Origin of the sequence: Lentzea sp. NPDC051208 (genome assembly GCF_040682435.1) — a bacterium.
Classification (GTDB): domain Bacteria; phylum Actinomycetota; class Actinomycetes; order Mycobacteriales; family Pseudonocardiaceae; genus Lentzea; species Lentzea kristufekii.
This window is the reverse complement of record NZ_JBFBAW010000012.1, coordinates 189,260-211,231: the sequence shown is the minus strand read 5'-3', so window position 1 is coordinate 211,231 and position 21,972 is coordinate 189,260. Positions and strand designations below refer to the sequence as shown.

General features: G+C 71.3%; 22 protein-coding genes. 8 read left to right on the top strand and 14 right to left on the bottom strand.

The genetic code is table 11. The features are described 5' to 3' along the window. Positions 1-101 precede the first annotated feature (101 nt). From AB0M48_RS28400 to AB0M48_RS28380, 5 genes are read right to left on the bottom strand one after another with little or no spacing between them, the layout of a single operon-like run. Positions 102-794, bottom strand: a complete 693-nt coding sequence (locus AB0M48_RS28400) for a phytanoyl-CoA dioxygenase family protein (RefSeq protein ID WP_363847616.1) — start codon at positions 792-794, stop codon at positions 102-104. 2 nt (positions 795-796) lie between these two features. Continuing rightward, a complete protein-coding gene (locus AB0M48_RS28395; RefSeq protein ID WP_363847613.1) occupies positions 797-1,780 on the bottom strand; it encodes an ABC transporter ATP-binding protein in 984 nt (327 codons plus the stop codon). Continuing rightward, on the bottom strand, positions 1,780-2,601 hold the full coding sequence (locus tag AB0M48_RS28390; protein ID WP_363847610.1) for a carbohydrate ABC transporter permease: 822 nt from the start codon (positions 2,599-2,601) through the stop codon (positions 1,780-1,782). The genes AB0M48_RS28395 and AB0M48_RS28390 overlap by 1 nt, the downstream gene beginning before the upstream one ends. Beyond that, positions 2,598-3,464 (bottom strand): sugar ABC transporter permease, encoded by an 867-nt coding sequence (locus AB0M48_RS28385; protein WP_363847607.1) that lies wholly within the window; start codon positions 3,462-3,464, stop codon positions 2,598-2,600. Before AB0M48_RS28385 ends, AB0M48_RS28390 begins: the two co-directional genes overlap by 4 nt. Next, positions 3,457-4,836, bottom strand: a complete 1,380-nt coding sequence (locus tag AB0M48_RS28380; RefSeq protein WP_363847604.1) for an extracellular solute-binding protein — start codon at positions 4,834-4,836, stop codon at positions 3,457-3,459. The genes AB0M48_RS28385 and AB0M48_RS28380 overlap by 8 nt, the downstream gene beginning before the upstream one ends. A 108-nt stretch (positions 4,837-4,944) precedes the next feature. On the opposite strand from AB0M48_RS28380, the gene AB0M48_RS28375 reads away from it, so the two are divergent. From AB0M48_RS28375 to AB0M48_RS28365, 3 genes are read left to right on the top strand one after another with little or no spacing between them, the layout of a single operon-like run. Then, complete coding sequence (locus AB0M48_RS28375; protein ID WP_363847601.1) at positions 4,945-6,051, top strand: prolyl oligopeptidase family serine peptidase; 1,107 nt, start codon at positions 4,945-4,947, stop codon at positions 6,049-6,051. Between the two features lie 21 nt (positions 6,052-6,072). Beyond that, the gene (locus tag AB0M48_RS28370; protein WP_363847599.1) at positions 6,073-9,585 is read left to right on the top strand and encodes a BTAD domain-containing putative transcriptional regulator; all 3,513 of its coding nucleotides are present in this window, start codon (positions 6,073-6,075) and stop codon (positions 9,583-9,585) included. Positions 9,586-9,595: 10 nt separating this feature from the next. Then, a complete protein-coding gene (locus AB0M48_RS28365) occupies positions 9,596-10,267 on the top strand; it encodes a GntR family transcriptional regulator (RefSeq protein WP_363847596.1) in 672 nt (223 codons plus the stop codon). Here the strand turns inward: AB0M48_RS28365 and pdxY are convergent. Next, entirely contained in the window at positions 10,245-11,096 is an 852-nt protein-coding gene (gene pdxY / locus AB0M48_RS28360; RefSeq protein ID WP_363847593.1) for a pyridoxal kinase PdxY, read from the bottom strand. The two genes, AB0M48_RS28365 and pdxY, sit on opposite strands and share 23 nt — an antisense overlap. Positions 11,097-11,155: 59 nt before the next feature. Between pdxY and bla the strand changes: the two genes are divergently transcribed. Then, on the top strand, positions 11,156-12,055 hold the full coding sequence (gene bla, locus AB0M48_RS28355) for a class A beta-lactamase (RefSeq protein ID WP_363847590.1): 900 nt from the start codon (positions 11,156-11,158) through the stop codon (positions 12,053-12,055). On the opposite strand, the gene AB0M48_RS28350 is transcribed toward bla, so the two are convergent. Both AB0M48_RS28350 and AB0M48_RS28345 read right to left on the bottom strand, forming a co-directional pair. Beyond that, the gene (locus AB0M48_RS28350) at positions 12,048-12,449 is read right to left on the bottom strand and encodes an ATP-binding protein (RefSeq protein ID WP_363847587.1); all 402 of its coding nucleotides are present in this window, start codon (positions 12,447-12,449) and stop codon (positions 12,048-12,050) included. The two genes, bla and AB0M48_RS28350, sit on opposite strands and share 8 nt — an antisense overlap. 82 nt (positions 12,450-12,531) lie before the next feature. Next, the gene (locus tag AB0M48_RS28345) at positions 12,532-12,927 is read right to left on the bottom strand and encodes an ATP-binding protein (RefSeq protein WP_363847584.1); all 396 of its coding nucleotides are present in this window, start codon (positions 12,925-12,927) and stop codon (positions 12,532-12,534) included. Positions 12,928-13,048: 121 nt separating this feature from the next. Here AB0M48_RS28345 and AB0M48_RS28340 point away from each other — a divergent pair, with 121 nt between their 5' ends. Both AB0M48_RS28340 and AB0M48_RS28335 read left to right on the top strand, forming a co-directional pair. After that, entirely contained in the window at positions 13,049-14,221 is a 1,173-nt protein-coding gene (locus AB0M48_RS28340) for an MFS transporter (protein WP_363847581.1), read from the top strand. Between the two features lie 58 nt (positions 14,222-14,279). Beyond that, a complete protein-coding gene (locus AB0M48_RS28335) occupies positions 14,280-14,837 on the top strand; it encodes a copper resistance CopC family protein (protein ID WP_363847578.1) in 558 nt (185 codons plus the stop codon). Here AB0M48_RS28335 and AB0M48_RS28330 read toward each other — a convergent pair. Next, entirely contained in the window at positions 14,778-15,974 is a 1,197-nt protein-coding gene (locus AB0M48_RS28330; RefSeq protein WP_363847575.1) for a DUF6596 domain-containing protein, read from the bottom strand. The two genes, AB0M48_RS28335 and AB0M48_RS28330, sit on opposite strands and share 60 nt — an antisense overlap. Then, the gene (locus AB0M48_RS28325; protein ID WP_363847574.1) at positions 15,974-16,321 is read right to left on the bottom strand and encodes a YciI family protein; all 348 of its coding nucleotides are present in this window, start codon (positions 16,319-16,321) and stop codon (positions 15,974-15,976) included. Before AB0M48_RS28325 ends, AB0M48_RS28330 begins: the two co-directional genes overlap by 1 nt. A gap of 200 nt (positions 16,322-16,521) precedes the next feature. Between AB0M48_RS28325 and AB0M48_RS28320 the strand changes: the two genes are divergently transcribed. Both AB0M48_RS28320 and AB0M48_RS28315 read left to right on the top strand, forming a co-directional pair. Beyond that, positions 16,522-16,917 (top strand): hypothetical protein, encoded by a 396-nt coding sequence (locus AB0M48_RS28320; protein WP_363847571.1) that lies wholly within the window; start codon positions 16,522-16,524, stop codon positions 16,915-16,917. A 186-nt stretch (positions 16,918-17,103) separates the two neighbouring features. After that, positions 17,104-17,277 carry a PEP-utilizing enzyme gene (locus AB0M48_RS28315; RefSeq protein ID WP_363847568.1) on the top strand — a complete coding sequence of 58 codons (174 nt, stop codon included), beginning with the start codon at positions 17,104-17,106 and terminating at the stop codon, positions 17,275-17,277. A 20-nt stretch (positions 17,278-17,297) separates the two neighbouring features. Here the strand turns inward: AB0M48_RS28315 and AB0M48_RS28310 are convergent, their stop codons facing one another. From AB0M48_RS28310 to AB0M48_RS28295, 4 genes are all read right to left on the bottom strand, one after another. After that, entirely contained in the window at positions 17,298-17,588 is a 291-nt protein-coding gene (locus AB0M48_RS28310) for an HPF/RaiA family ribosome-associated protein (RefSeq protein ID WP_363847566.1), read from the bottom strand. Positions 17,589-17,732: 144 nt separating this feature from the next. Then, the gene (locus AB0M48_RS28305; protein WP_363847563.1) at positions 17,733-18,206 is read right to left on the bottom strand and encodes a redoxin domain-containing protein; all 474 of its coding nucleotides are present in this window, start codon (positions 18,204-18,206) and stop codon (positions 17,733-17,735) included. Between the two features lie 62 nt (positions 18,207-18,268). After that, the gene (locus AB0M48_RS28300; protein ID WP_363847560.1) at positions 18,269-19,390 is read right to left on the bottom strand and encodes a LuxR C-terminal-related transcriptional regulator; all 1,122 of its coding nucleotides are present in this window, start codon (positions 19,388-19,390) and stop codon (positions 18,269-18,271) included. Between the two features lie 348 nt (positions 19,391-19,738). Further along, positions 19,739-21,781: a LuxR C-terminal-related transcriptional regulator gene (locus AB0M48_RS28295; protein ID WP_363847557.1), complete on the bottom strand. Its 2,043-nt coding sequence runs from the start codon at positions 21,779-21,781 to the stop codon at positions 19,739-19,741. Between the last annotated feature and the right edge of the window lie 191 nt (positions 21,782-21,972).

Below are 21,972 nucleotides of genomic sequence, written 5' to 3'. Positions count from 1 at the left end.
CGACGGGGCGGCCGGATTTTCGGCCGCCCCGTCGACCGCGGATTCCCGATCGGCGCGTCGTGGGGGAAGCAGCGGTGCGAGGAGCCGGAGCCGGCCGCGGTTCAGGAGCTGTCGGGCGAGCTGTAGGTGTTGCCGGCGTGGTCGCGGCCGCGGGCGAGGTAGATCTTGTGGTCGCCGGGTTTCAGGAACCGAACCGTGGTCGGCATGTACCGCATGGTGTACCCGCAACGGCGCATGGTGCTGCGGTTCGGCGGGCTGCCGTGCACCAGCATGGCCGAGTGCACGCTGCACGCCCCGCGCTCCAGCTCCACGTCGACGGCGCGTGACTCGTCCACCGCCGTCTCCTGGTTGAAGAACGAGTCGGCGGTGCCGGTGTGCTCGACGGCCGCGAGGTGGCTGCCCGGGATGACCCGCAGGCAGCCGTTCTCGACGGTCGACGGGTCGATCGCGAGCCACACGGTGATCGCGTCGCCCGCGGGCGAGATGCTGTCGCGCCAGAAGTGCGCGTCCTGGTGCCACGGCACGGGTTTGCCGTCGCCGGCGGGCTTGCAGATGAAGTGCGACGAGAACAGCGCGATGTCCGGGCCGATCAGCGACTCGACGAGGTCCAGCACGTCCGGGTCGAGCAGCCACTCGAACAGGGCGGGATCGGTCAGGTGCGGCACGTCCATGTGCTCGGGACGCCGGCCCTCGGGCAGTGCCGCCAGCTTGGCCTCGAAGTGCGCGGCCAGCGCCTCGAACTTCGCCGGCGCGAGCACGCCGGAGTGCGTCTCGTAGCCATCGGTCTGGAACATCGTCACCTCACGAGTAGGCCGGTCTCCTTGTCGTAACGCAGAACGCGTGCGGGCGGCGCGTCCACGGTCACCGTCGTGCCGATCTCGGGCTCGTCGTCCTCGGGCACGACGTAGCCGATCTGGTCCTCGCCGCAGTCCAGCGTCACCAGCGATGTCACGCCGAGGTTCTCCACAATGGACACCTCGCCGGTGAACAGGCCGTCAGCGGCGGGTGAAAGGTATTCGGGCCGCACGCCGATGATCTGTGAGCCGCGTGGCACGAGGTTCATGGGCGTCGAGCCGATGAAGTTGGCGACGAACGTGTCCGCCGGCCGCTGGAACACCTCGCGCGGCGTGCCGAGCTGCCGGATCCGGCCCGCGTCCATCACCGCGATCCGGTCGGCCAGCGCCAGCGCCTCGGCCTGGTCGTGCGTCACGAACACCGTCGTCAGCGCCAGCTCGCGCTGCAGCTTCTTGAGGAACGTCCGCGCCTCCAGCCGCAGCCGGGCGTCCAGGTTGGACAGGGGTTCGTCCAGCAGCAGCACCTCTGCCGACGCCGCGACCGCGCGGGCGAGCGCCGCCCGTTGCTGCTGGCCGCCCGAGAGCTGGCCGGGCCGCCGGTCCAGCAGGGCGCCCAGGCTCAGGCCGTCGGCGGTGCGCACGGCCGTCTCCCGCTGCACGGACTTCGCGACGCCCCGCACCCGCAGCGGATAGGCGATGTTCTCCGACACCGTCATGTGCGGGAACAAGGCGTAGTCCTGGAACACCATCGCCACCCGGCGCTCACCGGGCTGCAGCCGCGTGACGTCGCGGTCGCCGATGGCCACGGTTCCATCGGTGGCACCTTCGAGGCCCGCGATCGTGCGCAGCAACGTGGTCTTGCCGCAGCCGGACGGGCCGAGCAGGGCGAACAGCTCGCCGTCGGCGATCTTCAGGTCCAGCGCGTCCACCGCCCGCACCCCGTTGGGGTACACGGTGGACAGACCCTCGACAGTGATGGCCGCCATCAGCTCTTGATGCCTCCGTGGAATCGGAACCCGTACCGCTTGCTCACGAACAGGTACAGCACGACCACCGGGATCGAGTACAGCAGCGAGAACACCGGGATCACCGTCAGGTCGGCGCTGCCGCCCTCGTCGTAGAGGGTGCGCAGCAGCACGGCCGCCGGCTGCCGGCCGACGTCGCGCAGCAGCAGGAACGGCAGCAGGAAGTTGCCCCAGGCGTTGACGAACGCCCACACGAAGATCGTCGCGACACCGGGCCGCGCGACCGGCAGGACGACGTGGGCGAGCACCTGGCGGGGCGAGGCGCCGAACACCCGCGCCGACTCCTCGTACGACCGCGGCACGGCGTCCACGAAGTCCTTGAGGATGAAGATGGCCGCGGGCAGCATGCCGCCCGCGATCACCAGCGCCGTGCCGAACTGCGAGTCGATCAGGCCGAGCTGCAGCATCATCACGAAGATCGGCACCATCGCGGCCGTGCCCGTGACGACGCTCGACAACAGCAGGAGCAGGTACAGCAGCAGGTCCCTGCCGGGAATCCGCACCCGTGACAACGCGTAGGCCGCCAGCGCCGCGAGCACCGTCGTCACCACGGTCGCGATCACGCACAGCACGAGCGAGTTCACCAGCGACGTCAGCGCGTACGGGTGGTCGAAGGTCGCCACGACGTTGCGCAACGTCCAGTCCGGCCAGCGCAAGCCCAGTCCGGGCTTCGCGTCGAACGGCGCCGAGGCCAGCCACAGCATCGGCACCGCGAAGAACGCGAGCACCACCGCGATCAGCACGTAGAAGCCGATCCGCCGGACGATCCACAGAGGACTCATGCCCGCCTCCGCAGCAGCCGCAGGTACACCAAGGCGATCACCAGGTTGCCCACCAGCAGCAGCATCGACATCGCGGACGCGTACCCGAGCTGCCCTCCTTCCAGGGCCTGCCGGTAGATCAGCACCGGCAGCACCTCGGACTGGTGGTTCGGGCCACCGGACGTCAGCAGGAACGGCGTGAAGTCGTTGGCCGTCCACAGGCTGATCAGCAGCGTGTTCGTCAGCACGTGCCCGCGGATGTGCGGGAACACCACGTCCCGCACGGTCTGCCAGCCGGACGCGCCCGCCAGCCGCGCGGTCTCCAGCTGCGAGGGCGGCACCGCGGCCAGCGCCGAGGTGTAGAGCAGCATCGAGAACGCCGTGCCGCGCCAGACGTTGAAGATGATCAGGCTGGTCATCGGGTACTGCACCAGCCACGACGTCTCCGGCTGCCCGAGCAGCAGCCCCAGTGTGCCCGTGTCGCGGCTCAGCACGGCGAACCACAGGAACGCCACGACGGTGCTGGGCAGGATCCAGGAGAGCAGCACCAGGCCCTCGGTCGTGCGCCGCAACCACGGGCTGACCGAGCGCAGCAGCCACGCCAGCAGGAAACCGAGCACGTTCTGCCCGATGACGGCCGAGAACAGCACGAACAACGCCGTCAGCCACACCGAGTTGGTGAACAGCGGGTCGCGGACGGCCTCGACCAGGTTGTCCAGCCCGACCACCTGGGGGTTCGCCGCCGCGGGCCCGGTCAGCTGGTAGTTCGTGATGCCGATGTAGAGCGTCCACAGCGCGGGGAAGACCAGGAAGATCCCGATCAGCACCAGCGCCGGCGCGACGAACCCGACCGCGCGCCGGACGCCGAGGCCGGAGCTATCCAACGTTCTGCTCGCCGACCGCCTTCACCAACGCCTCTCTGTAGGCCCGCGCGACGTCGTCGGGACTCTTGCCGGACACCACGTCCGCGGTCGCCTGTTGCAGCGCGGCGGACACCTTGGGGTAGTCGGCGAGGCCCGGCCGGTACCGGGTGATCGGCAGGACCTTCTCCGCGATGAACGACAGCATCGGGTCGCCGCCGAGCACCTGGTCGTTCACGTCCTGGCGCTGGGTGAGCTGCGCGGTGCCCGCGAGCGACTCCTTCACGGCCTCGGCGGAGTTGAGGAACTGCATGAACTCCCAGGCCTGCCTGGGGTACCGGGTGTTCGGGTTGATCACGCGCACGCCACCGCCGGACATGCTCACGAAGTCCTGCCCGCCGACCCCCGCCCTGGACTCCTTGGCCGGGACCAGCGCCCAGCCGACGGCGGCGTCGCGGTCCGCCATCGCGGCCACGCCGTTCTTCGGTTCCACGACGGATCGCCAGAAGTAGTCGCTCTCCAGCAGAATGCCTATCTTGTTCTCGCTGAACAGCGTGAACGAGCGCTGGCGGCCGTTGGCCTCCTGCTGCAGCACGGGATCGCCGAGCCCGCCGCCGTAGATCTTCTGGTAGAGCGCGAGCACGTCCTTGAGCTGTGCCGAATCCCCTTGCCACTTCCCGTTCTCGTAGATCGGCCTGCCGGTGCCCACGAGCGCGGGCAGCACACCCTGCATGGTCGTGGCCTCGCCCATCGCGCTGCCTGCGTTGAGCTGGATCGGCGTCACGCCCTGGAGGGCCTTGAGCTTCGCCCCCGCGTCGAGCACGTCCTGCCACGACTTCGGTTGCCACTCCGCCGGCAACCCGGCCTGGGCGAAGAGCTTCTTGTTGAAGAACAGCACGCGCCCGTCCGTGCCCATCGGCACGCCGTACCGCTTGCCGTCGAACTCGCCGAGCCCCTGCACGGCCTTGGGAATCTGGTTCCAGCCGTCCCAGCCGGTGTCGCCGACGGTCTCGTCGAGGGGTTTGATCTGCCCGGCCTGCGCGAACTCGCCGAGCCAGATGCCGTCGATCTCGATGATGTCGCCGCCACCGCCGGTCTTCAGGTCGAGCGCGACCTTGGTCTTGTAGTCCTCGTCGCCGGTGCCGTTCTGCTCGAACTTGATCGTCGCCGTGACGCCCTTGGCCTTCTGCATCTCGGTGAACTTCGGGATCACCCAGTTCTGGATCCAGCCGGCCCCGCGCGCGTTCTTCCCGCCCACCGCCGCGTTGGCGACGATCGTCAGGGTGATCTCCTTGGCGTCGGCGTTGCGCGCCTGATCACCGCTCTGCGTCTGCCCCAGACATCCCGCCAGCAGCCCGCACACCACGAGCAGCCCGAACACCTTTGTCCGCCCCATCGGTCCAACATGGCACCGGATCACGGCGGCCACAAGCTCTCAGCGCCCTCTCAGTGGGCGGCTGCGAGGCTGGCGCGCGAAGGGGGTAGATCAACAATGCAGCTACTGATGGCGGCCGTCCTGGCCGCGTCCACACTGACGACACCGCAGCTCACCGGCCCGTTCGCGGTCGGCACGTTCGACGCCCGCCTGACCGACTCGACGCGTGCGGACCCGTGGCAGCCGGGGAAGAATCGCGAGCTGATGGTGAGCGTCAGCTACCCGGCGAGGCGGACCGGGCAGCAGGCGCCGTGGCTCGGCGCGTCCCTCGCGACGGCGCTGGACCCGGTCATCTCCAGCCCGGCCTACCTCGGCATCCCCGCCGGGACCGTCGACTGGTCCGGCACGAGGCGACAGGCGCGCGTGAACGCCCCGGCCACGCCGGGCAGGTGGCCGGTCGTGCTGTTCTCGCCGGGTCTTCAAACGCCGCGCGAGTTCTACGCCGCGGCCGCGGACGACCTGGCCGGCCGCGGCTACGTCGTGGTCACGGTGTCGCACACGCACGAGACGGTGGCGGTGGAGTTCCCCGGCGAGCGCATCGAGTGGGGCCTGATGCAGGACGCGAGCCAGGCCACGATGAAGAGGGCCGTCGACGCGCGGGTCGCCGACATGCGGTTCGTGCTCGACCGGCTGCCGAGCCTGCACAAGGGCGCGGACACCACCCGCGTCGGCATCGCCGGGCACTCGTACGGCGGCTACACGGCGGCCGAGACGATGGCGAACGACCGCAGGTTCGACGCGGGCATCAACATCGACGGCGCCATGGAGCACACGGGTGACGACGGCCCCTACGCGCCGGGAAAGGCCGTCACCGGAGGCCTCGACCGGCCGTTCCTGCTGTTCGGCGGTGATCTCGGCGAACGCGAGCTGAGCCACGTCGACACGAGCCTGACCAGGACGTGGGCCGACTTCTGGCCGAACCAGCGCGGGTGGAACCGGGACGTGCACCTCGACGACGGCGCGCACCTCGGCTTCAGCGACCTGCAGTGGTCCGTGCCGCAGATCGCGGCCATCCCGGCGGAGCGCCGCGAGAGTCTCATCGGGACGATCGACTCCGGGGATTCGCTCAGGGCCCAGCACGACTACGTGGCGGCGTTCTTCGACCTCCACCTGAAGCACCGGGGCACCTGGCTGTTCGAGCGGCCGCGGCACGAAGGCATCCGTCTGGTGCGGTGATCGGCGGTATGGTCCAGACCGATGTCTGTCGAGTTCGCGGTGCTCGGACCCCTGCAGGTCCGCGTGAACGGCAGGGAGCTGCGGGTCGGCGGGTTCACCCGCCGGGCGACGCTGGGTCTCCTGCTGCTCAACGCGGGCCGCGTGGTGTCGATCAGCGAGCTCACGGCCGCGTTGTGGCCTGACGGGCATCCGCCCACGGCACGCGGGATCCTGCTCAACGTCGTGTCGGCGTTGCGCAAGGCCGGGCTCGACATCGTCACCCGCAAGCCCGGCTACCTGCTGCGCGCGGAACCGGATCGCGTCGACCTGCACCGGTTCCGCGCCGCCCTGCACCGCGCTTCGGCCGCACCGGGGCCGGGGCAGACCGCCGCGATCCTGCGGGACGCGCTGGCGTTGTGGCGCGGGCCCGTCCTCGCGGACCTGGTGGCGGACGGCGTCACGTGGCCGGAGCTGGTGGAGATCACGCACCTGCGCGACGGGGCGGTGGAGGACAGGTTCGACGCCGAACTGGCGTGCGGGCGCCATCGCGAGGTGATCGCGGAACTCGAGGCGCTGGTGCGCGATCACCCGTTGCGCGAACGGCTGCGGGGTCAGCTGATGCTCGCGCTCTACCGGTCCGGCAGGCAGGCCGACGCGCTCGCGGTCTTCCGTGCGGCGCGGGAACGCCTCACCGCCGAGCTCGGCATCGATCCGGGGCCGGACCTGGCCCGGCTGGAACGGGCGATCCTCACCCAGGACCCGGCGCTCGCGGCCACCTCCTCCCCCGCGACGACCGTGCTGGAACGCAAGAAGGTCAGCGTCCTCGTCGTCCGGCTGGAACTGCCGGGAGCGGACGAGGCCGCCGACGAACGGCTGGACACCGCGGTCGCACAGGTGCTCAGGCACGTCGAAGACCTCGGCGGCACCACCGTCACGACGCTCGGCTCGACGGTCTGCGCGGCGTTCGGGGCGCCGGTCAACCGCGAGGACGACGCCGCACGGGCCGTGCGGGCCGCGTTCGAGATCACCGGCGAGCACCCGGCGGCCGCCGCGGTGTCCACCGGGCCCGCGCTCGTCACGTCAGGTGATCGCGTCGAGGTCGGCGGCACGGTGCTCGACGCCGGTCTGCGGTTGCTCGCCCAGACCGCGCGAGGTGAGGTCAGGACGTGCCCGGTGACCGACCGCGCCCTCACGCCGGCCGGGGACGACGCGCCGTTCGTGGGCCGCTCGCGCGAGATGGCCCTGCTCGTCGAGGCGTACGAGCAGGTCAGGACGACGAGCCGAACCAGGACGATCACGCTGGTCGGCGAGCCGGGCGTGGGCAAGAGCAGACTCGTCCGGGAGTTCGCCACGGGCCGCCGGACGCTCACCGGCCGCACGCCCCCGTTCGCGCGCGACGACGTGTTCGCCCCGCTGGCGGAGATCGTGCGGAGCCACGCGCAGATCTTCGACACCGACGACGCCGCCGCGGTCACCGCCAAGATCCAGGCGATCAGCGACGACCCGTGGCTCGTCACCCAGCTCTGCGCGCTCGCCGGAGCCGGCCCGCAGGGCGGTGACGCGCTGATGGCGTGGCGCAGGCTGGTCGAGCACCTCGCGGACGAACCGCTGGTGGTGATCGTCGAGGACGTGCACTGGGCCGACGAGCTGCTGCTCGGCTTCCTGCACGGGCTGGCCGACACCGCGGACGACGTGCCGTTGCTGGTGCTGCTCACCGCACGGCCGGGGCCGCCGGTCCGAGGTGAGTCGATCACGCTCGAGGCACTGTCCGAAGAGGACACCACGCGGCTGCTTGAAACGTTGATGGCACGCCACGACGTCGTGGCCGACGTGCGGACGCTGTTGCGACGGGCGGCGGGCAACCCGCTCTTCGCCGCCGAGTACGTGCGCATGCTCCGCGACGGCGCTCCGGACGCCCTCCCGGAGACGGTGCAGACCGTCATCGGCGCGAGGCTCGACTCGTTGCCCCCGCTGGAGAGGTCCGTGCTGCAGGACGCCGCGGTGATCGGTCCGGCGGTCTGGCCGGGCGCGGTCGCGGTCGTCGCGGAGCGAGACGCCGCCGAGGTGACGCGCTGCCTGGAGGTGCTGGCACAGCGGGACTTCCTGAAGCGCCAGACCAGCAGGGTCTTCGGCGAGGCCGAGTACGCCTTCAGCCACGTGCTGGTGCGCGACGTCGCCTACGACCGGGTTCCCCGCGGCACCAAGGCGATGAAGCACTACCACGCGGCCGAGTGGGTGCAGGCGTTGCCGTTGGAGCACGTTCCCTTGCTGGCGCACCACTTCCAGGAGGCGGTGTGGATCGCCGAGGCTTCCGGGAAGCCGTGCGACATCATGGGCCGCAAGGCACGGACGGCTCTCACCGACGCGGGCCGCAGGGCCACCGCCCTGGCCGCCGGGGAGACCGCGATCCGGTGCTACCGCGCCGCGCTGGCGGTCTGCCCGCCCGGCCATCCCGACAAGGCGGGCCTGCTCACGTTGCTGGGATCGAGCCTGGCGTCGAGCGGTGAAGGACTCGGGGAACTGGCCGAAGCAGTCGAACTGCACCTCGGCGCCCAGAACTTCGCGGGCGCGGCGGAGGCCTCCCGGGCGGCCTGGCGCGCCACCTGGCACCGGGGCGACCACGTGGCCGCCGAACGGCACCTCGACCGCACGATCGAGTTCCTCGCGCTGGCCGGGCCGGACGGGCGGGTGTCCGGCGTGCAGGCGTACCTCGCGCATTCCCTGACGCTCGTGGACAGGCTGGACGACGCGATCAGCGCCGCGCGGGAGGCGTTGCGAGGTGCCACCGGCGTCGACCGAGCCGTCGCGCTGGAAGCCCTGGGCCTCGCCAGGGTCAAGCAGGGCGACCCGGAAGGTATCGGCGACCTGCGCCAGGCCGTGACCGAACGCAGAGCGGCCGGCGTCTCGCCCAGCCTGTGCCTGTTCAACACGGGCACCGCCTACGCCGTGCTCGGCGACGCCAAGGCACGGCTCGCGGTGAGAGCCGAGGCACGGGTGGCCGCCCGACGGCACGGCGACGACGACACGATCACCTGGCTCGACTCATCCAGGTACCTGGACCTGTTGTGGGACGGCCGGTACGCGGAGGCTCTCCAGCACCTGGACGAGACCGTCGCCCGCTCCCCCGGCCAGTCCCACCTGCACGCCGCCCGCGGCCGCGTCCGGCTGCTGACCGGCGATCTCGCCGGGGCGGGCGAGGACGCGGACCGGGCGCTGGACCTCGCGAGGAGCAAAGGCCACCCCGGCGAGTTGCAGCACCCGCTGACGCTGAAGGCGCGCATCGCGCTCCGGAACGGCGCCCCGGCAGAGGTGGACGAGTTGCTGGCGCTGCTGCCCGGCCGCCCGATCACCGGCCCGGTCGGCGTCGACCTGCCGATCGTCCTCGCCGCCGCGGGCCACGGCCCGGACTGCCTCGCCGAGGTGTCCTGGTCGCGCTGGAAAGAGGCCGCGGCCGCCTACCTCGGCGGGGACCGGGGCGAGGCCCTCCGGATCTACCGGGAGATCGGCTCCGAGCCCGACGCGGGCGATGAGTCGCTGGTTATCGACCGGAAATAACGTCCGGGACGTGCCCGCGATCCCGCGCTACTACCAGGCCAAGACCAGGCTGCTCGACCTGGTGAACGAACTGCCCGACAACACCCCGTTCCCGCCGGAACGCGAGCTCTCGGACGTGTTCGGCATGTCCCGCACCACCATCCGCAAGGCGCTGGACGAGCTCGTGCTCGAGGGCAGGCTCGTCCGCGGGGCAGGCCGGCAGGGCACGGCAGTCGCGCCCCGCAGGCAGGTCCACCGGATCGGACTCGACGCGCTGGTGCGGGACCTCGCCGCACGCGAACGGGTCGTGGTCAGGACCAACGGCGGGCAGGACGTGATCAACGTCGAGTCGGTCCTCGTGCGCGGGGACGAACCGGTCGGCGTGCGCTCGACGTTCCTGCGCGCCTCCCGGTTCCCCGGCTTCGCCGAGCGCTACGACGGCACGACCCCGCTGCGGCAGTTCCTCTCGGACGCCTACGAGATCCGGTTCGGCGACGTCCACCCGTGGTGCACGACCGCTCTCGCCACCCCTCGCGTCGCCGGGCTGCTCGACGTCCGCCCCGCCACACCGCTGCTGTCGGCCGGGTGGCTCGGCCACAACCTCCGCGGTGCGCCGGTCGAACGGTCGTGGGCCGTCCTGCGCGGCGACCGCGCGCACCTCACGATGCGGGGCCTTCCGCTCAGCGCACCTGCTCGGCCTTGAACTGCATCCGCGGCGCCGCGTAGAACTCCTGGGCCTGCACCAGCCGCAGCTCGCGCTCACCGGAGCGGTAGGTCAGGTCGATCAGGTCGAAGACGCTGGACGCGGTGCGCTCCAGCGCCACCGCCGCGTCCTTCGTCTGCACGTAGTGGGCGGTGAACAGCGCGGCCGTGACGTCGCCGGACCCGTTCGCCTTGAACGGCAGGTGCGGGGTGGTGACCAGCCACGCCCCGGCGTCGTCCACGACGAGCATCTCGATCGTGCCCTCCTCCCGGTCCTGCCGCTCGACGCTCGTGACCAGCACGGTCGACGGGCCCATCGCGCGGGCGAGGTCGGCGGAGGCGAGCGTCGAGTCGATGCTCACCGGCTCGGTGCCGGTCAGGAAGCCCAGCTCGAACTGGTTCGGGGTGATGATGTCGGCCACCGGCACGACCCGGTCGCGCAGCAGCACGGGGATCTCGGGAGCCACGAAACAGCCGGACTTGGCGTTGCCCATGACCGGGTCGCACGCGTAGACCGCCGCCGGGTTCGCGGCCTTCACCCTGCGCACCGCGTCGATGATCACATCGGCGATGCCCGTGCCGCCCTGGTAGCCGGACAGCACGGCGTCGACCTGGGGGAAGATCCCGCGCTCCTCCACCCCGAGCAGGATCTCGGCCACGTCCGACGGTGGCAGGAGCGGACCGCGCCACGCGCCGTACCCGGTGTGGTTGGAGAAGTTCACCGTGGGAATCGGGACGACCTCGACCCCGATGCGCTGCAGCGGGAACACGGCCGCGGAATTCCCGACGTGGCCGTGAGCGACCACGGACTGGATGGACAGAACCTTCATTCTCCCACCCTAGAACGCCGCCCCCGGGGCGCCTCACCGAGACCGAATAGTGTGAACGGGTGGCCGCCCGACGCACAGTCCTGAAGACCTTCGCCCTGCTCCCGCTCGCCGGGTGCGCGACTCCACAAGCGACAGACCCGGTCAGCGTGGCACCACCGGCCACGACGACGAGTGCGGCACCTGTGCGGCACGACGCGTTGTTCGAACTGGAGAAGAAGTTCGACGCACGGCTGGGCGTCTACGCGATGAGCGACAACGGCAGCACGATCGAGCACCGGGCGGACGAGCGGTTCGCGTTCTGCTCGACGTTCAAGGGCCTTGCCGCGGCGGCCGTTCTGCACCGCAACCCGATGTCGCATCTGGACACCGTGGTCACCTACACCGAGGCCGACCTGATGAGGAGCTCGTTCGTCACGAAGCAGAACGTCCGGACGGGCATGAAGCTGCGCGACCTGTGCGACGCCGCGGTCCGCCACAGCGACGGCACCGCGGGCAACCTGCTGCTGCGCGACCTCGGTGGCCCGGCGGAACTCACGAGGTACCTGCGCGAGCTCGGCGACACCGAGACCCGCATGGATCGCGTCGAGCCCGACATCACCTCGGCCACACCCGGCGACCCGCGCGACACCGCCACCCCGCGCTCGCTCGGCACGGACTACCAGCGGATCGTGCTCGGCGACGCCCTCGAACCGGCGAAGCGCGACTTCCTGACCGGCCTGCTGGAACGGTCGGTCACCGGGGCGAAGCGCATCCGGGCCGGAGTACCGGCGGGCAGCAGGGTCGCCGGCAAGACCGGTACCGGCGCGCACGGCACGGTCAACGACATCGCGGTCGTGTGGCCGCCCGGCCGGGAGCCGGTCCTGATCGCGATCATGTCCAGCAAGTCCGCGGCGGACGCCGTGTACGACGAGGCTCTCGTCGCCGAAGCCGCCGCCTACGTCGTCAAGACCCTCACCTGACGCACGACACGTCCGCCCACACGGTCTTGGAGTCGGGGAACCGGTTGTGCCCCCACACCTGCGCCAGGCCGTTGACCAGCAACAAACCGCGCTGTCTGCGTCCGAGGAACCCCATCCGCCCGAGCTGCGGGAACCGGCCGGGCGTCCCGTCGTCGACCTCGACCCTCACCACCTCGCGCTCCGGCAGGCACAGAATGCGCGCGCGTCGCTGCGGGGCGGCGTGGTGGTAGGCGTTGCTCACGAGTTCCGTGGCCACCACCATCACGTCGACCACGACGTTCTCGTGCATTCCCCTCAGAAGACGACGAACTTCCGCGCGCACGTTCGCGAGCGGTAGAACACCCTCCGGTAGGACGAGGTCCAGTCGTTCGGTGGACCGTCCTGCAATACCCATCAGCATCTCCCCGCGCCCTGTTGTTTCAAGGCACGTGCCTCCGTACCCCAGAGCGCACCCGTCGAAACCTGCCGGCCTTCCATCACGCTTCCCTCGGAAGAACGGCCCAGACCACAGTGCCGCCGTGAGCTCTGTCCACACCCCAGCGGTCGGACAGCCGGGCCACCAGGACCAGGCCGTACCCGCGCTGCGGACGGGACACCTGGCGCAACGGCGGATGGGCACGGGCGTCGTGCGCGATCTCGATGCGGATTTTGTGTTGTTCGACGACGACGCGCAAGAACGACGGTTCCGACGTGTACCGGTACGCGTTGCTGACCAACTCGTTCACCACCAGCAACACATCGGCCACCGCGTCGGTGTCCTCGCCCGTCAACTCCAGCCGTACCCAGCGGCGGACGGCCGCGAGTGACGGTCGTTGCCTGCCCAGGGGCAGATCCGCCGCCTCGCCCGTCCTGGCTGCCTGGTCGCGAGCCAAACCGCTCCTCGGTCAGATGATCAGTTAGGGAGCGGGTTACCCAGGTGCATCCGCCGCCAAACCAATCGTTCATCAACTTGAACTACCCTCACTGCTCCGCCGCGACTCCAGGGGGAAGAGCATGCCGAGATCCTTCACTCCGTTATTGGCCGCGTTGCTGGTCATGTACTCGGTGCACCAGATGCTCACCGCCGTCATCGCCCCGCTCGTCGGCGCACTCGCGCTCAGCGCGTTCCAGCTGAGCCTGGTGTTCGCGGTCACCTCCGTGACGATCACCGTGGCGAGCGTGCTCTGGGGACTGCTGTTCGACGCCGCGGGACCGCGTCCCGTGCTGTTCGCCGGGCTCGTGCTGTGCGTGGCCGGGCCCGCCGGTTTCGCGGCGGCGGTGGCGTTCGGCCTCGACGAGACGCTGACCCCGGACCTGGCGTTCGCGATGGTTCTGGTGTTCCGCTCCGTGCTGTTCGGCGCCGGCCTCGCCGCGGTGCTCGTCACCGCGCTCGCCGTCGCGGGACTGTCCACCCACGGCGAGACGGCGCGCACTCGGGCCATCGGCTTCATCGGTGCCGCTCAGAGCCTCGGCGGCGTGATCGGCCCGGTAGCCGGCGGCGCGCTCGCGGTGGCGTCCCTGTGGCTGCCGCTGTACGTCGCGCCCGCGGTGGCCCTGGTGCTCTCGCTCCTGGTCCTCGTCACCATGAAACCTCTCGCTCCGTCCGCGGGGGAACCGGTGCGAACCCAGCCGCTGCTGCTGGTGCCCGCCTTCGGCACCGGCTTCTTCCTGCACCTGTCGCTCGGGATGGCGCAGGTCGTCGTCGTGCACCTCTCCACGGAGAGGCTGCGAGAGACCACGGGCAGCGCCGAGGGCGTGCTGTTCGCCTCCGTCATCGGGCTCGTGCTGACGCAGGGACTGCTCGTGCCGTTGCTGAAGTGGTCCCCGGCCCGGCTGATGCGAATCGGCTCCCCCGTCTCGGTGGCGGGGTACGTGCTGCTCGCCGTGGCGCCGTCCTCCGCGCTGATGGCACTGGCGTTCCTGGTGGTGGCGGTCGGTGTGGGTCTCGCGCTCACCGGCTTCGCCGCGGCGGCCTCGTTCGGCGTCGGGCCGCGGCACCAGGGCCTGGTCGCCGGGCTGGTCACCACCACGAGCGGGCTGACGTTCGTCGTCGCGCCGACGCTGGGCTCGCTGCTGTACGAGGTGGAGCCCATCCTGCCCCTGTTCGCCGCCGCGGTGGCCGCGGTCATCGCGACCGGGTTGTCGTTCGTCCCGGTGACACCGCAGGTCCCACGGCCGGTGGCCTGAGGCCGGCCCGCGGTTCGGAGGCTGCCGGACTGATCGACAAAGCCGTTACGCTGCGCGCGTGACGCGTTACCTAAGCGTGCTCGTGCTGGCACTGCTCGCCGCGACGGCCATGGCCGTCCCCGCGCAGGCCCACGCCGAGCTCAAGAGCAGCAATCCGGCGTCCGGCGCGGCCCTGGCGGCTCCGCCCGAGCAGGTCGAGCTGGTGTTCAGCGCGCCCGTCCAGCTGCCGGACGGGGACGCGGTCACCGTCACGGCGGCCGACGGCACCAAGCTGCCGGTCACCCAGGTGCAGGCCGTCGACCGGACGATCACCGCGAAGATCGACACCGCGGCGGCCAAGTCCGGCGCGCACACGGTCGCCTGGTCGGCCAAGTCCGACGACGGCGACACCGTCAACGGCACGTTCAGCTTTACGATGACCGTCGTGGCTCAGTCCACGTCGGCCAGTGCCCCGCCGTCGTCGGTGACGCCGAGTGCGCCGGTGTCGAACGCTCCCCCGTCGAGCACGTCGCCGGAATCCGGTGGCGTGCCGCTCTGGGTGTGGATCCTGATCGGGCTAGCGATCGTCGTCGGCGCGATCCTCCTGGTCCGCCGCCGCAAGCCGGAGAACCCGTAGCCGCTCGCTCAGGAGCTCGCGTTCGGCCGGGTGCTCGGCCCGGTCGAACGCGGCCTCCAGTGCCGCCGCCGGATCCTTCCCGAGCCGCCGCAACAGGTCCGCGCGCACGGCGTGGAACAGGTGGTAGCGGTCGAGGTCGAGCGCGTCGACCTCCGGCAACGCCCGCTCCGGGCCTTCCGTCTCGGCCAGCGCGACGGCGCGGTGCAGGGCCACGACGGGGCTCGGGGTGAGCGCCATCAGCTGGTCGTACAGGGCGACGACCTGGTGCCAGTCGGTCGGCGGGTCGCTGTGCACGGCGTTGATCGCGGCCTGGAGCTGGTACGGGCCGGGCCGGTTCCAGCGCAGGCAGCGGCGCACGAGGTCCTGGCCCTCCCGCACGAGGTCCGCGTTCCACAACGCCCTGTCCTGGTCTCGGAGCAGGACGATCCGGCCGTCGCGCAGCCGCGCCTCCCGCCGGGACTCGACGAGCAGCATCAGCGCGAGCAGCCCCCACACCTCGGGCTCGTCCGGCATGAGCGCCGCGAGCACCCGGCCGAGCCGGATCGCCTCCTCCGCGAGCGCCGCCCGGTCGAGGTAGCCCTCGTTGAAGACCAGGTAGACGACGGCGAGCACGGCCTTCAGGCGGTCGGGCAGGTCGGCGTCGCGCGGCACCCGGTACGGGATGCGGGCCGCGCGGATCTTGCCCTTCGCGCGCACCATCCGTTGCGCCATCGTGGGTTCCGGTACCAGGAAGGCCTTGGCGATCTCCGCCGTCGTCAGGCCGCCGAGCAGTTTCAACGTCAGCGCGACCTGGGCCGGAAACGCCAGTGACGGGTGGCAGCAGGTGAAGATCAGCCGCAGGCGGTCGTCGGGCACGTCCCCCACCTCCTGCTCTTCCGGTTCGTGGTGCAGCAGTGCCGCCTGCGCGTGCTTCTCCTGGCCCTTGGCCTCCCGGCGCACCCGGTCGATCGCGCGGTTTCGGGCGGTCGTGATGATCCACCCGGCCGGAGCCGGTGGGACGCCGTCGACCGGCCACCGCAGCACGGCCGTGGCGAAGGCGTCCTGCACCGCCTCCTCGGCGAGGTCGATGTCGCCGAGGAGACGGGTCAGGACGGACACCGCACGGCCGTACTCGGCCCGGAAGACCTCTTCGATCATCAGGACGCGACGGGCCTGACCTCGATCGACAACGGGCTGAGCACGCCCGCGAGGCGGCGGCCCCACTCGAGCGCCTCGTCGAGGTCGGCGGCCTGGATGACCGTGAAGCCGCCGATGTGCTCCTTGCCCTCGGCGAACGGCCCGTCCGTCATCAGCACGTCGTCGTCCTTCGCCCGGAGCACGGTCGCGGTCGACGGCGGGTGCAGGCCGGCGGCGAACACCCACGCGCCCTTCGCCTGCATCTCCTCGTTCAACGCGCCGAGCTTCGTCATGATCGGGCCGAGCACCTCGGGCGGCGGGGCCTCACCGTCGGGCTGGTAGATGCTGAGCAGGTACTTCTGCGTCATGGTGGACTCCTTTCACCCTTTGTACGAACGGGGCGGGCCTGTTTCGACGACCACGGCGACATGATCCCGTTGATCCTCCCGCTCGACGACCCGCGAGCCGTGCTGGCCGTGGCCGGCGGCAAGGGCGAGTCGCCGGCGAGGCTCGTCCGCGCGGGCCTGCCGGGTTCCACCTCACGACCCGCGCCTACCGCGAGCGGTCGGTGGACGGTGTGCTGGAGTGGGGGCATCGGTCCCACGACGAGTTCGAGATCCACGACCCCCGTCCCGCCGAGGCACCGGGGTGGCTCGCGACGCAACTGGAGGCGCTGGCGGACCCCGTCGCGTTGCTGGAGCGGCAGGCGGCGGCGCGGGCGGCCGCCTGGGACCGGCTGGTGGCGGCGCACCCGCGGCGGGCCCGCCGGATCGAGCGGCGGCTGGCGCGCCTCGGTGCCGGCGCGCGGGCCCGGGAGCAGGCGCGGTCCGAGATGGTGCGCGCGTTCTGGGTGATGCGGGCGTTCGTGTCGCGGGCCGGGGAGCTGATGTCGTCCGGGGACGACCTGTTCTTCCCGCCGATCGACGACGTGCTGCGCGTGCTGGCGGCGAGACCTCGTTGCTGAACCGCGTTCCCGCTCAACGGCAGGCCTTTGAGCGTTACCGCGCGCTGCCGCCCTACCCCGCCGTGATCCGCGGCCGGTTTGATCCGGAGTCCTGGGCCGCCTCACCGGACCGGCGGGCCGACCTCTACGACGCGGCCTCGGACGTGCCGATGCCGTCGGACGTCACCGGGTTCCCCGGCTCGGCGGGTGTGGGCGGGGGAGTGGCCCGACGTCGGCGCGCCGTTGTCGCACGCGGCGATCGTGGCGCGAGAGCTGGGCATCCCGGCGGTGGTGGGGTGCGGCAACGCGACGACCCGCATCGCGGCGGGAGACGTCGTCCAGGTCGACGGCGCGCGGGGCACCGTGAAGAAGGTGCGCTGACCTCGCCGCCGGGGGTGGGCTCAGTTGCGTGCGAGCGCGCCCTGCATCGAGACGAGCTGACGGCGCATGCGTTCCCGCACCAGGTCGATGACCTCGGTGACCGTGTCACCCTCCGCGTACGCCTGCACCTCGACCCACTTCAGGTCGAGCCGGGCGTGCGCGTGGATCACGGACTTGTCCGCGGTCAGGTTGACCCAGGCGAAGTCGACGCGGTCCGGCGCGTAGCGGTCGAGCGAGCCGATCCGCGCGGACGCGTAGTCCCTGGCCTGCTCGGGAATGGCCTCCCCGAGCGAGACCTGGATGTAGTCCATCGACACCTGCCTCCTCGAGCCGTGCGGCACCGCCGCGCGGCCGGTTCGACGATACGAACCCGACCGCGACGGCGAACCGGGCGTTGGTCCCGACAGTGCAGGGACTTTGTACCGAGGACACGGGACCCGCCGATGTCATCACGATCAAGTCTTTGGTACCAAAGAGGAAACTCGTTGGTTCAGCTGCTCCTCGGTGGGCGAGCCGGTGAGCATCTCCACGGAGCCGTCGGTGCCCACGAACGCGAACGCCGGCTGCGCGGTGACGCCGAACCGCCTCCACACCGCGCCGTCCAGGTCCGCCAGGTGCGGGAAGGCGGACATCCTGTGGTCGCTCACGAACTTCTTCATCGCGTCGAGCTGGTCCTCCGCCGCGACACCGACGAACTGGACCTTGCCGTGCTTCTTGGCCACCGCCTCGACCGTCTCCGCCTCGGCGTTGCACGCCGGGCACCACGGCGTCCAGAACCAGAGCACGGCGGGCTGGCCGACGAGCTTGTCGCCGCGGAACTCCGCGCCCTCCAGGGTCTTGGCGGTGAACTGGAACTTCTCCGGTGTCGGTGTCTTCTCCGCACAGCCGGCGAGCAGCAGGATCCCTAGCAGCAGTCCGAGGATGCGCATTCGGCCCCTCACCTCCTGTCCGGGCGTACGGCCTCGCGCCGGCTCCGGTTCAGCCACCGAAGTCACGCCTGCGTGGTCCAGGCGGCGATCTGGGCGCGCGACCGCACTCCCAGCACCGACTTGAGGTCGCGCACGTCCGCCTCCACGGTCCGCAGCGACACGTGCAGCCCGTCCGCGATCTGCTTGTTCGTCAGGCCTTCCGCGACCATCGCGGCGACGCGCAGCAGCCGTTCGTCGCGCCACGAGAGCGCGGCCTCCTCCGGTTCGGCCTGCGGCCGCGGCGTCGTGACCGACACCCCCGGCAACGCGAACTGCCGGACCGACTCGAGCATGGTGAAGTCGGGTTCGAGCAACGACCGCGACCGCAGCCGCTCCGCCATCTCCTGCCCGACGGTCCCCGGCATCAGCGCGAACTTGTGCAGCGCGACCTTCTCGCCCTCGGTCAGCAACTCGTAGCCGCGCTCGAACGCGGCGTGCAACGACCGGTGGTGCGCCGGAGCGTCCCGCGGCCCCGTCGTGAGGACGGCGAACCGGTCGTCCAGCCGCGCCACGATCTCCTCCAGCGTCAGCACGCGCACCAGCCGTGCCGCGAGTTCGAGCGCCAGCGGCAACCGGTCCAGCCGCGCGCAGACGACGTCGAGCAGCGAGGCGTTCTCGTCGAACTCGCTGTCGAGCGCCACCGCCCGGTCGACGAACAACCGCTTCGCGTCACGCGCCCCGAGCGGCGTCAGCCGGTACACCTGCTCCCCCGGCACGTTCAGCGGCGCGTGGCTGGTGGCGAGAACGCGGAACGAGGGGTGCGCGGCGATGAGGTTCGCGCAGTCGTCCAGCACGTGCTCGCAGCCGTCCAGCACCAGCAACCCGGGCCGCGGGGCGCCGGCGAGGAGATCCGGAACCCTTCGGACGTCCGCCAGTTCGACCATCAGCACGTGCTGCCGGTTCGCGACCACCTCGTGCACGAGCCGCGACTTGCCGACGCCGGGCGGCCCGGTCACGGTGACGATCCTGTTGCGCCCCAGCAGAGTGGTGAGCTCGGCCAGCTCGGTGGTGCGGCCGGCGAAGGTGTCGAGGCGCGGCGATGTGGGAACGACGTCGCGGGACCGCCTGCGGTACGCGCGCTGACGGCACGCGCCGGAGCAGTACTTGGCCGTGGTCAGCTTGGTGCCGCACTCCTCACACGTCACGAGGCACCGCCTGGGCTCCGCCGGGCAGGCTCGCGCAAGGGTCCCCTTCGGCTTTGGGTCCCCCGCGTCCCACCGTAGCCAGCAGGTCCGACACTCCGGCCCGCGTCGTGCCGTCGCCCGCGGCACTGCGGACAGGTTCGACACATCCGCTCATCGCGCCCACGCCAGCAGATCCGGCACTCCAGCCCACCGCACCGCTGCCGCCAGCACTGCGGACAGGTCCGGCGCACAGGCTCTTTCCACTCACGCCAGCACGTCCGGCGCTCCGGCTCACCGCGCCCACACCGCCAGCAGGACCAACCCCTCGCTCAGCCCACCCCTCACCGCCAACAAATGCGGCACACCGGCTCACCGCGCCCTCGCCGTCCGCGCGGTCCGCGCGGTCCGCGCCGCCAGCTGCGTCCGCGAGCTCAACCCCAGCCGCGAGAGCATCTGCGTCACGTGCGACCGCACGGTCGCGACCGAGATCCCCAGCCGCACCGCGATCTCGGTGTTGGTCAGCCCGTCCGCCACGAGGTCCGCGATCTCCCGCTGCCGCGCGGTCAGCGGTCCGTCCTGCCGCGGCGTGCCCACGTACGCGAGCAGCCCGGCGTGGTCGAGACGCTCGCCCAGCGACCAGGCCCGCTCCGCCCGTCGCGGGCCGGCGGAGGACAGCGCCCGTTCGCGTGCGTCCGCCACCATGCGGTTCCAGGGCTCCTGCTGGCGGGAGCCCCGTGTCCTTCGGGTGGCGGCCGCGGCGGCCATCAGCACCACGGCGCGGTCGGCATCACCTCGGTGTGCCGCCACGACGGCCAGGCCTTCGAGCAGTCCTGCCTCCGAGACGGCCGCGGGGGCGCCCACTCGCAGGGCGATCGCGAAGTGGTGCTCGGCCTGGTCGACGTCGTTCGCCGCCAGTGCGATCACGCCCGCGGTGTGCCGGGACGCCATCAGGCGGAAGCCGTCCAGGACGCCCAGCGACAGCGATTCCAGCGCTGCCGCGAGTGCGGCCGTCAGGTCGTCCAAGCGCAGCAGGAGCCACGCGTGGTTGTTCAGGAACGTCATCAGCAGTTCCGGGTCGCCCAGGGAACGCGCTGCCGCGACCGACCGTTCGTTGGCGGTGTGCGCGCCGGCGAGGTCGGAGTTGATCCCTCGCGCGTAGCCCAGGGTGTTCCACCCGCGGGCCTCCCAGGCGGGCTGGCTCATGGCCGGGTGTGCGACCAGGGCCTCCGCATACCGGAGGGCGGCCGCGTCGTCGCCGGTGAAGCCGGCCAGCCAGGCCGCGCGGAAGAGCAGCAACTCCGCGTGGGAGGTCAGCGGGCCGCGCGCCAGGGCGGTGGAGGCCATGCGCATCGCCTCGCTGTAGGAACGGTGCAGGTACCAGACGTGCACGACGCCCGCGACGAGCCACGTGTGGCGCGGGTCGGTGCGCGGTACGCGCGCCACTGCCTGCAGCAGCTGGTGTTCCTGGCTCGCCAGCCAGGTGTCCATCTCGGACGTCACCACCGGTGCGGCCGAGATCGACTGGATCGTCGTGGTCAGCGAGTCGACCAGCAGGTCGAACGTCGTGCCCGCCTCGCCGCTCTCCTCCAGCCGCGCCAGGCCGAACAGGCGGATCGACTCGAGCATCCGGAACCGCGCGCTCGACGACGACGGCGAACGCACCACCAAGGACTTGGCGCGCAACGATCCCATCAGCTGCACGACGTCCGCCTGGTCGCCGCACACCGCGGAGGCCAGGTTCAGGTCGAAGTCGCCGATCAGCGTGGAGAGCCTGCGCAACGCGGACCGCTCGGCCGGCGACAGCAGGTCGTAGCTCCACCCGATCACGGCGTCGAGCGTGCGGTGACGCGCGGGCACGTCGGTGCGGGCCGCGGCGAGTTCGATCGCGAGCGGCAGGTGGTCCCGCACCGAGTCGGCGAGTTCCGGGACACCACCGCATTCCAGGAACAGCTGCCGCGCGTCGGCCGGAGACAACGGGCCGATCTCGACGCACATCTCCCCGGCCAGGTCGAGGGGTTCGCGGCTGGTCACCAGCACGCGCAGGCGCGGACAGGCGGCGAGCAGCTCCGCCACCGCCGAGGCGGCCTCGCGGATCAGGTGCTCGCAGTTGTCCAGCACCAGGACGCGGTGATCGGCCAGCGCGCGGTGCACGGTCTCGCGCAACGGCGAGTCCGGTTCCTCCCACACGTTCAGCGAGAACGCGATCACGTGCCACAGCAGGTCGGGCCGGCGCACGGGCTCCAGTTCGACGACGGCGTCACCGAGGCGCAGTTCGGCCGCCAGCCTCGACTTCCCCGCTCCACCGGGCCCGACGAGCGTCACCAGCCGATGCCGCCGCAACAACCGTCGCACGGTGGTCAGTTCCCGCTCTCGTCCCACCAGACGAGTCCGCGAGTCCACCGACCACCACATGCGCGCGATTCTAGGAGCGAAGGTGATGCGAACAAATGTCGCCCGACAAATGCAATACCGCTCACAAAGCGGTTTGAGCTGCGCGAACACCGATTCCGGCGGACGGGAACCGGCCGCCTGCTGAGACGGCGGTTCTTCCCCTCCGTCAGCACGCCATCCGCCCAGCAGGTCCGGACGGCCGGTCGCCGAGT

Coding starts and splice junctions, on each gene's coding strand:
- AB0M48_RS28330 (WP_363847575.1), bottom strand. CDS start 15,974: ATGATCGAAGAGGTCTTCCGGGCCGAGTACGGCCGTGCGGTGTCCGTC.
- AB0M48_RS28380 (WP_363847604.1), bottom strand. CDS start 4,836: ATGGGGCGGACAAAGGTGTTCGGGCTGCTCGTGGTGTGCGGGCTGCTG.
- AB0M48_RS28305 (WP_363847563.1), bottom strand. CDS start 18,206: ATGCGCATCCTCGGACTGCTGCTAGGGATCCTGCTGCTCGCCGGCTGT.
- pdxY (WP_363847593.1), bottom strand. CDS start 11,096: ATGAAGGTTCTGTCCATCCAGTCCGTGGTCGCTCACGGCCACGTCGGG.
- AB0M48_RS28400 (WP_363847616.1), bottom strand. CDS start 794: ATGTTCCAGACCGATGGCTACGAGACGCACTCCGGCGTGCTCGCGCCG.
- AB0M48_RS28325 (WP_363847574.1), bottom strand. CDS start 16,321: ATGACGCAGAAGTACCTGCTCAGCATCTACCAGCCCGACGGTGAGGCC.
- AB0M48_RS28370 (WP_363847599.1), top strand. CDS start 6,073: ATGTCTGTCGAGTTCGCGGTGCTCGGACCCCTGCAGGTCCGCGTGAAC.
- AB0M48_RS28390 (WP_363847610.1), bottom strand. CDS start 2,601: ATGAGTCCTCTGTGGATCGTCCGGCGGATCGGCTTCTACGTGCTGATC.
- AB0M48_RS28350 (WP_363847587.1), bottom strand. CDS start 12,449: ATGGGTATTGCAGGACGGTCCACCGAACGACTGGACCTCGTCCTACCG.
- AB0M48_RS28375 (WP_363847601.1), top strand. CDS start 4,945: ATGGCGGCCGTCCTGGCCGCGTCCACACTGACGACACCGCAGCTCACC.
- AB0M48_RS28395 (WP_363847613.1), bottom strand. CDS start 1,780: ATGGCGGCCATCACTGTCGAGGGTCTGTCCACCGTGTACCCCAACGGG.
- AB0M48_RS28340 (WP_363847581.1), top strand. CDS start 13,049: ATGCCGAGATCCTTCACTCCGTTATTGGCCGCGTTGCTGGTCATGTAC.
- AB0M48_RS28295 (WP_363847557.1), bottom strand. CDS start 21,781: ATGTGGTGGTCGGTGGACTCGCGGACTCGTCTGGTGGGACGAGAGCGG.
- AB0M48_RS28310 (WP_363847566.1), bottom strand. CDS start 17,588: ATGGACTACATCCAGGTCTCGCTCGGGGAGGCCATTCCCGAGCAGGCC.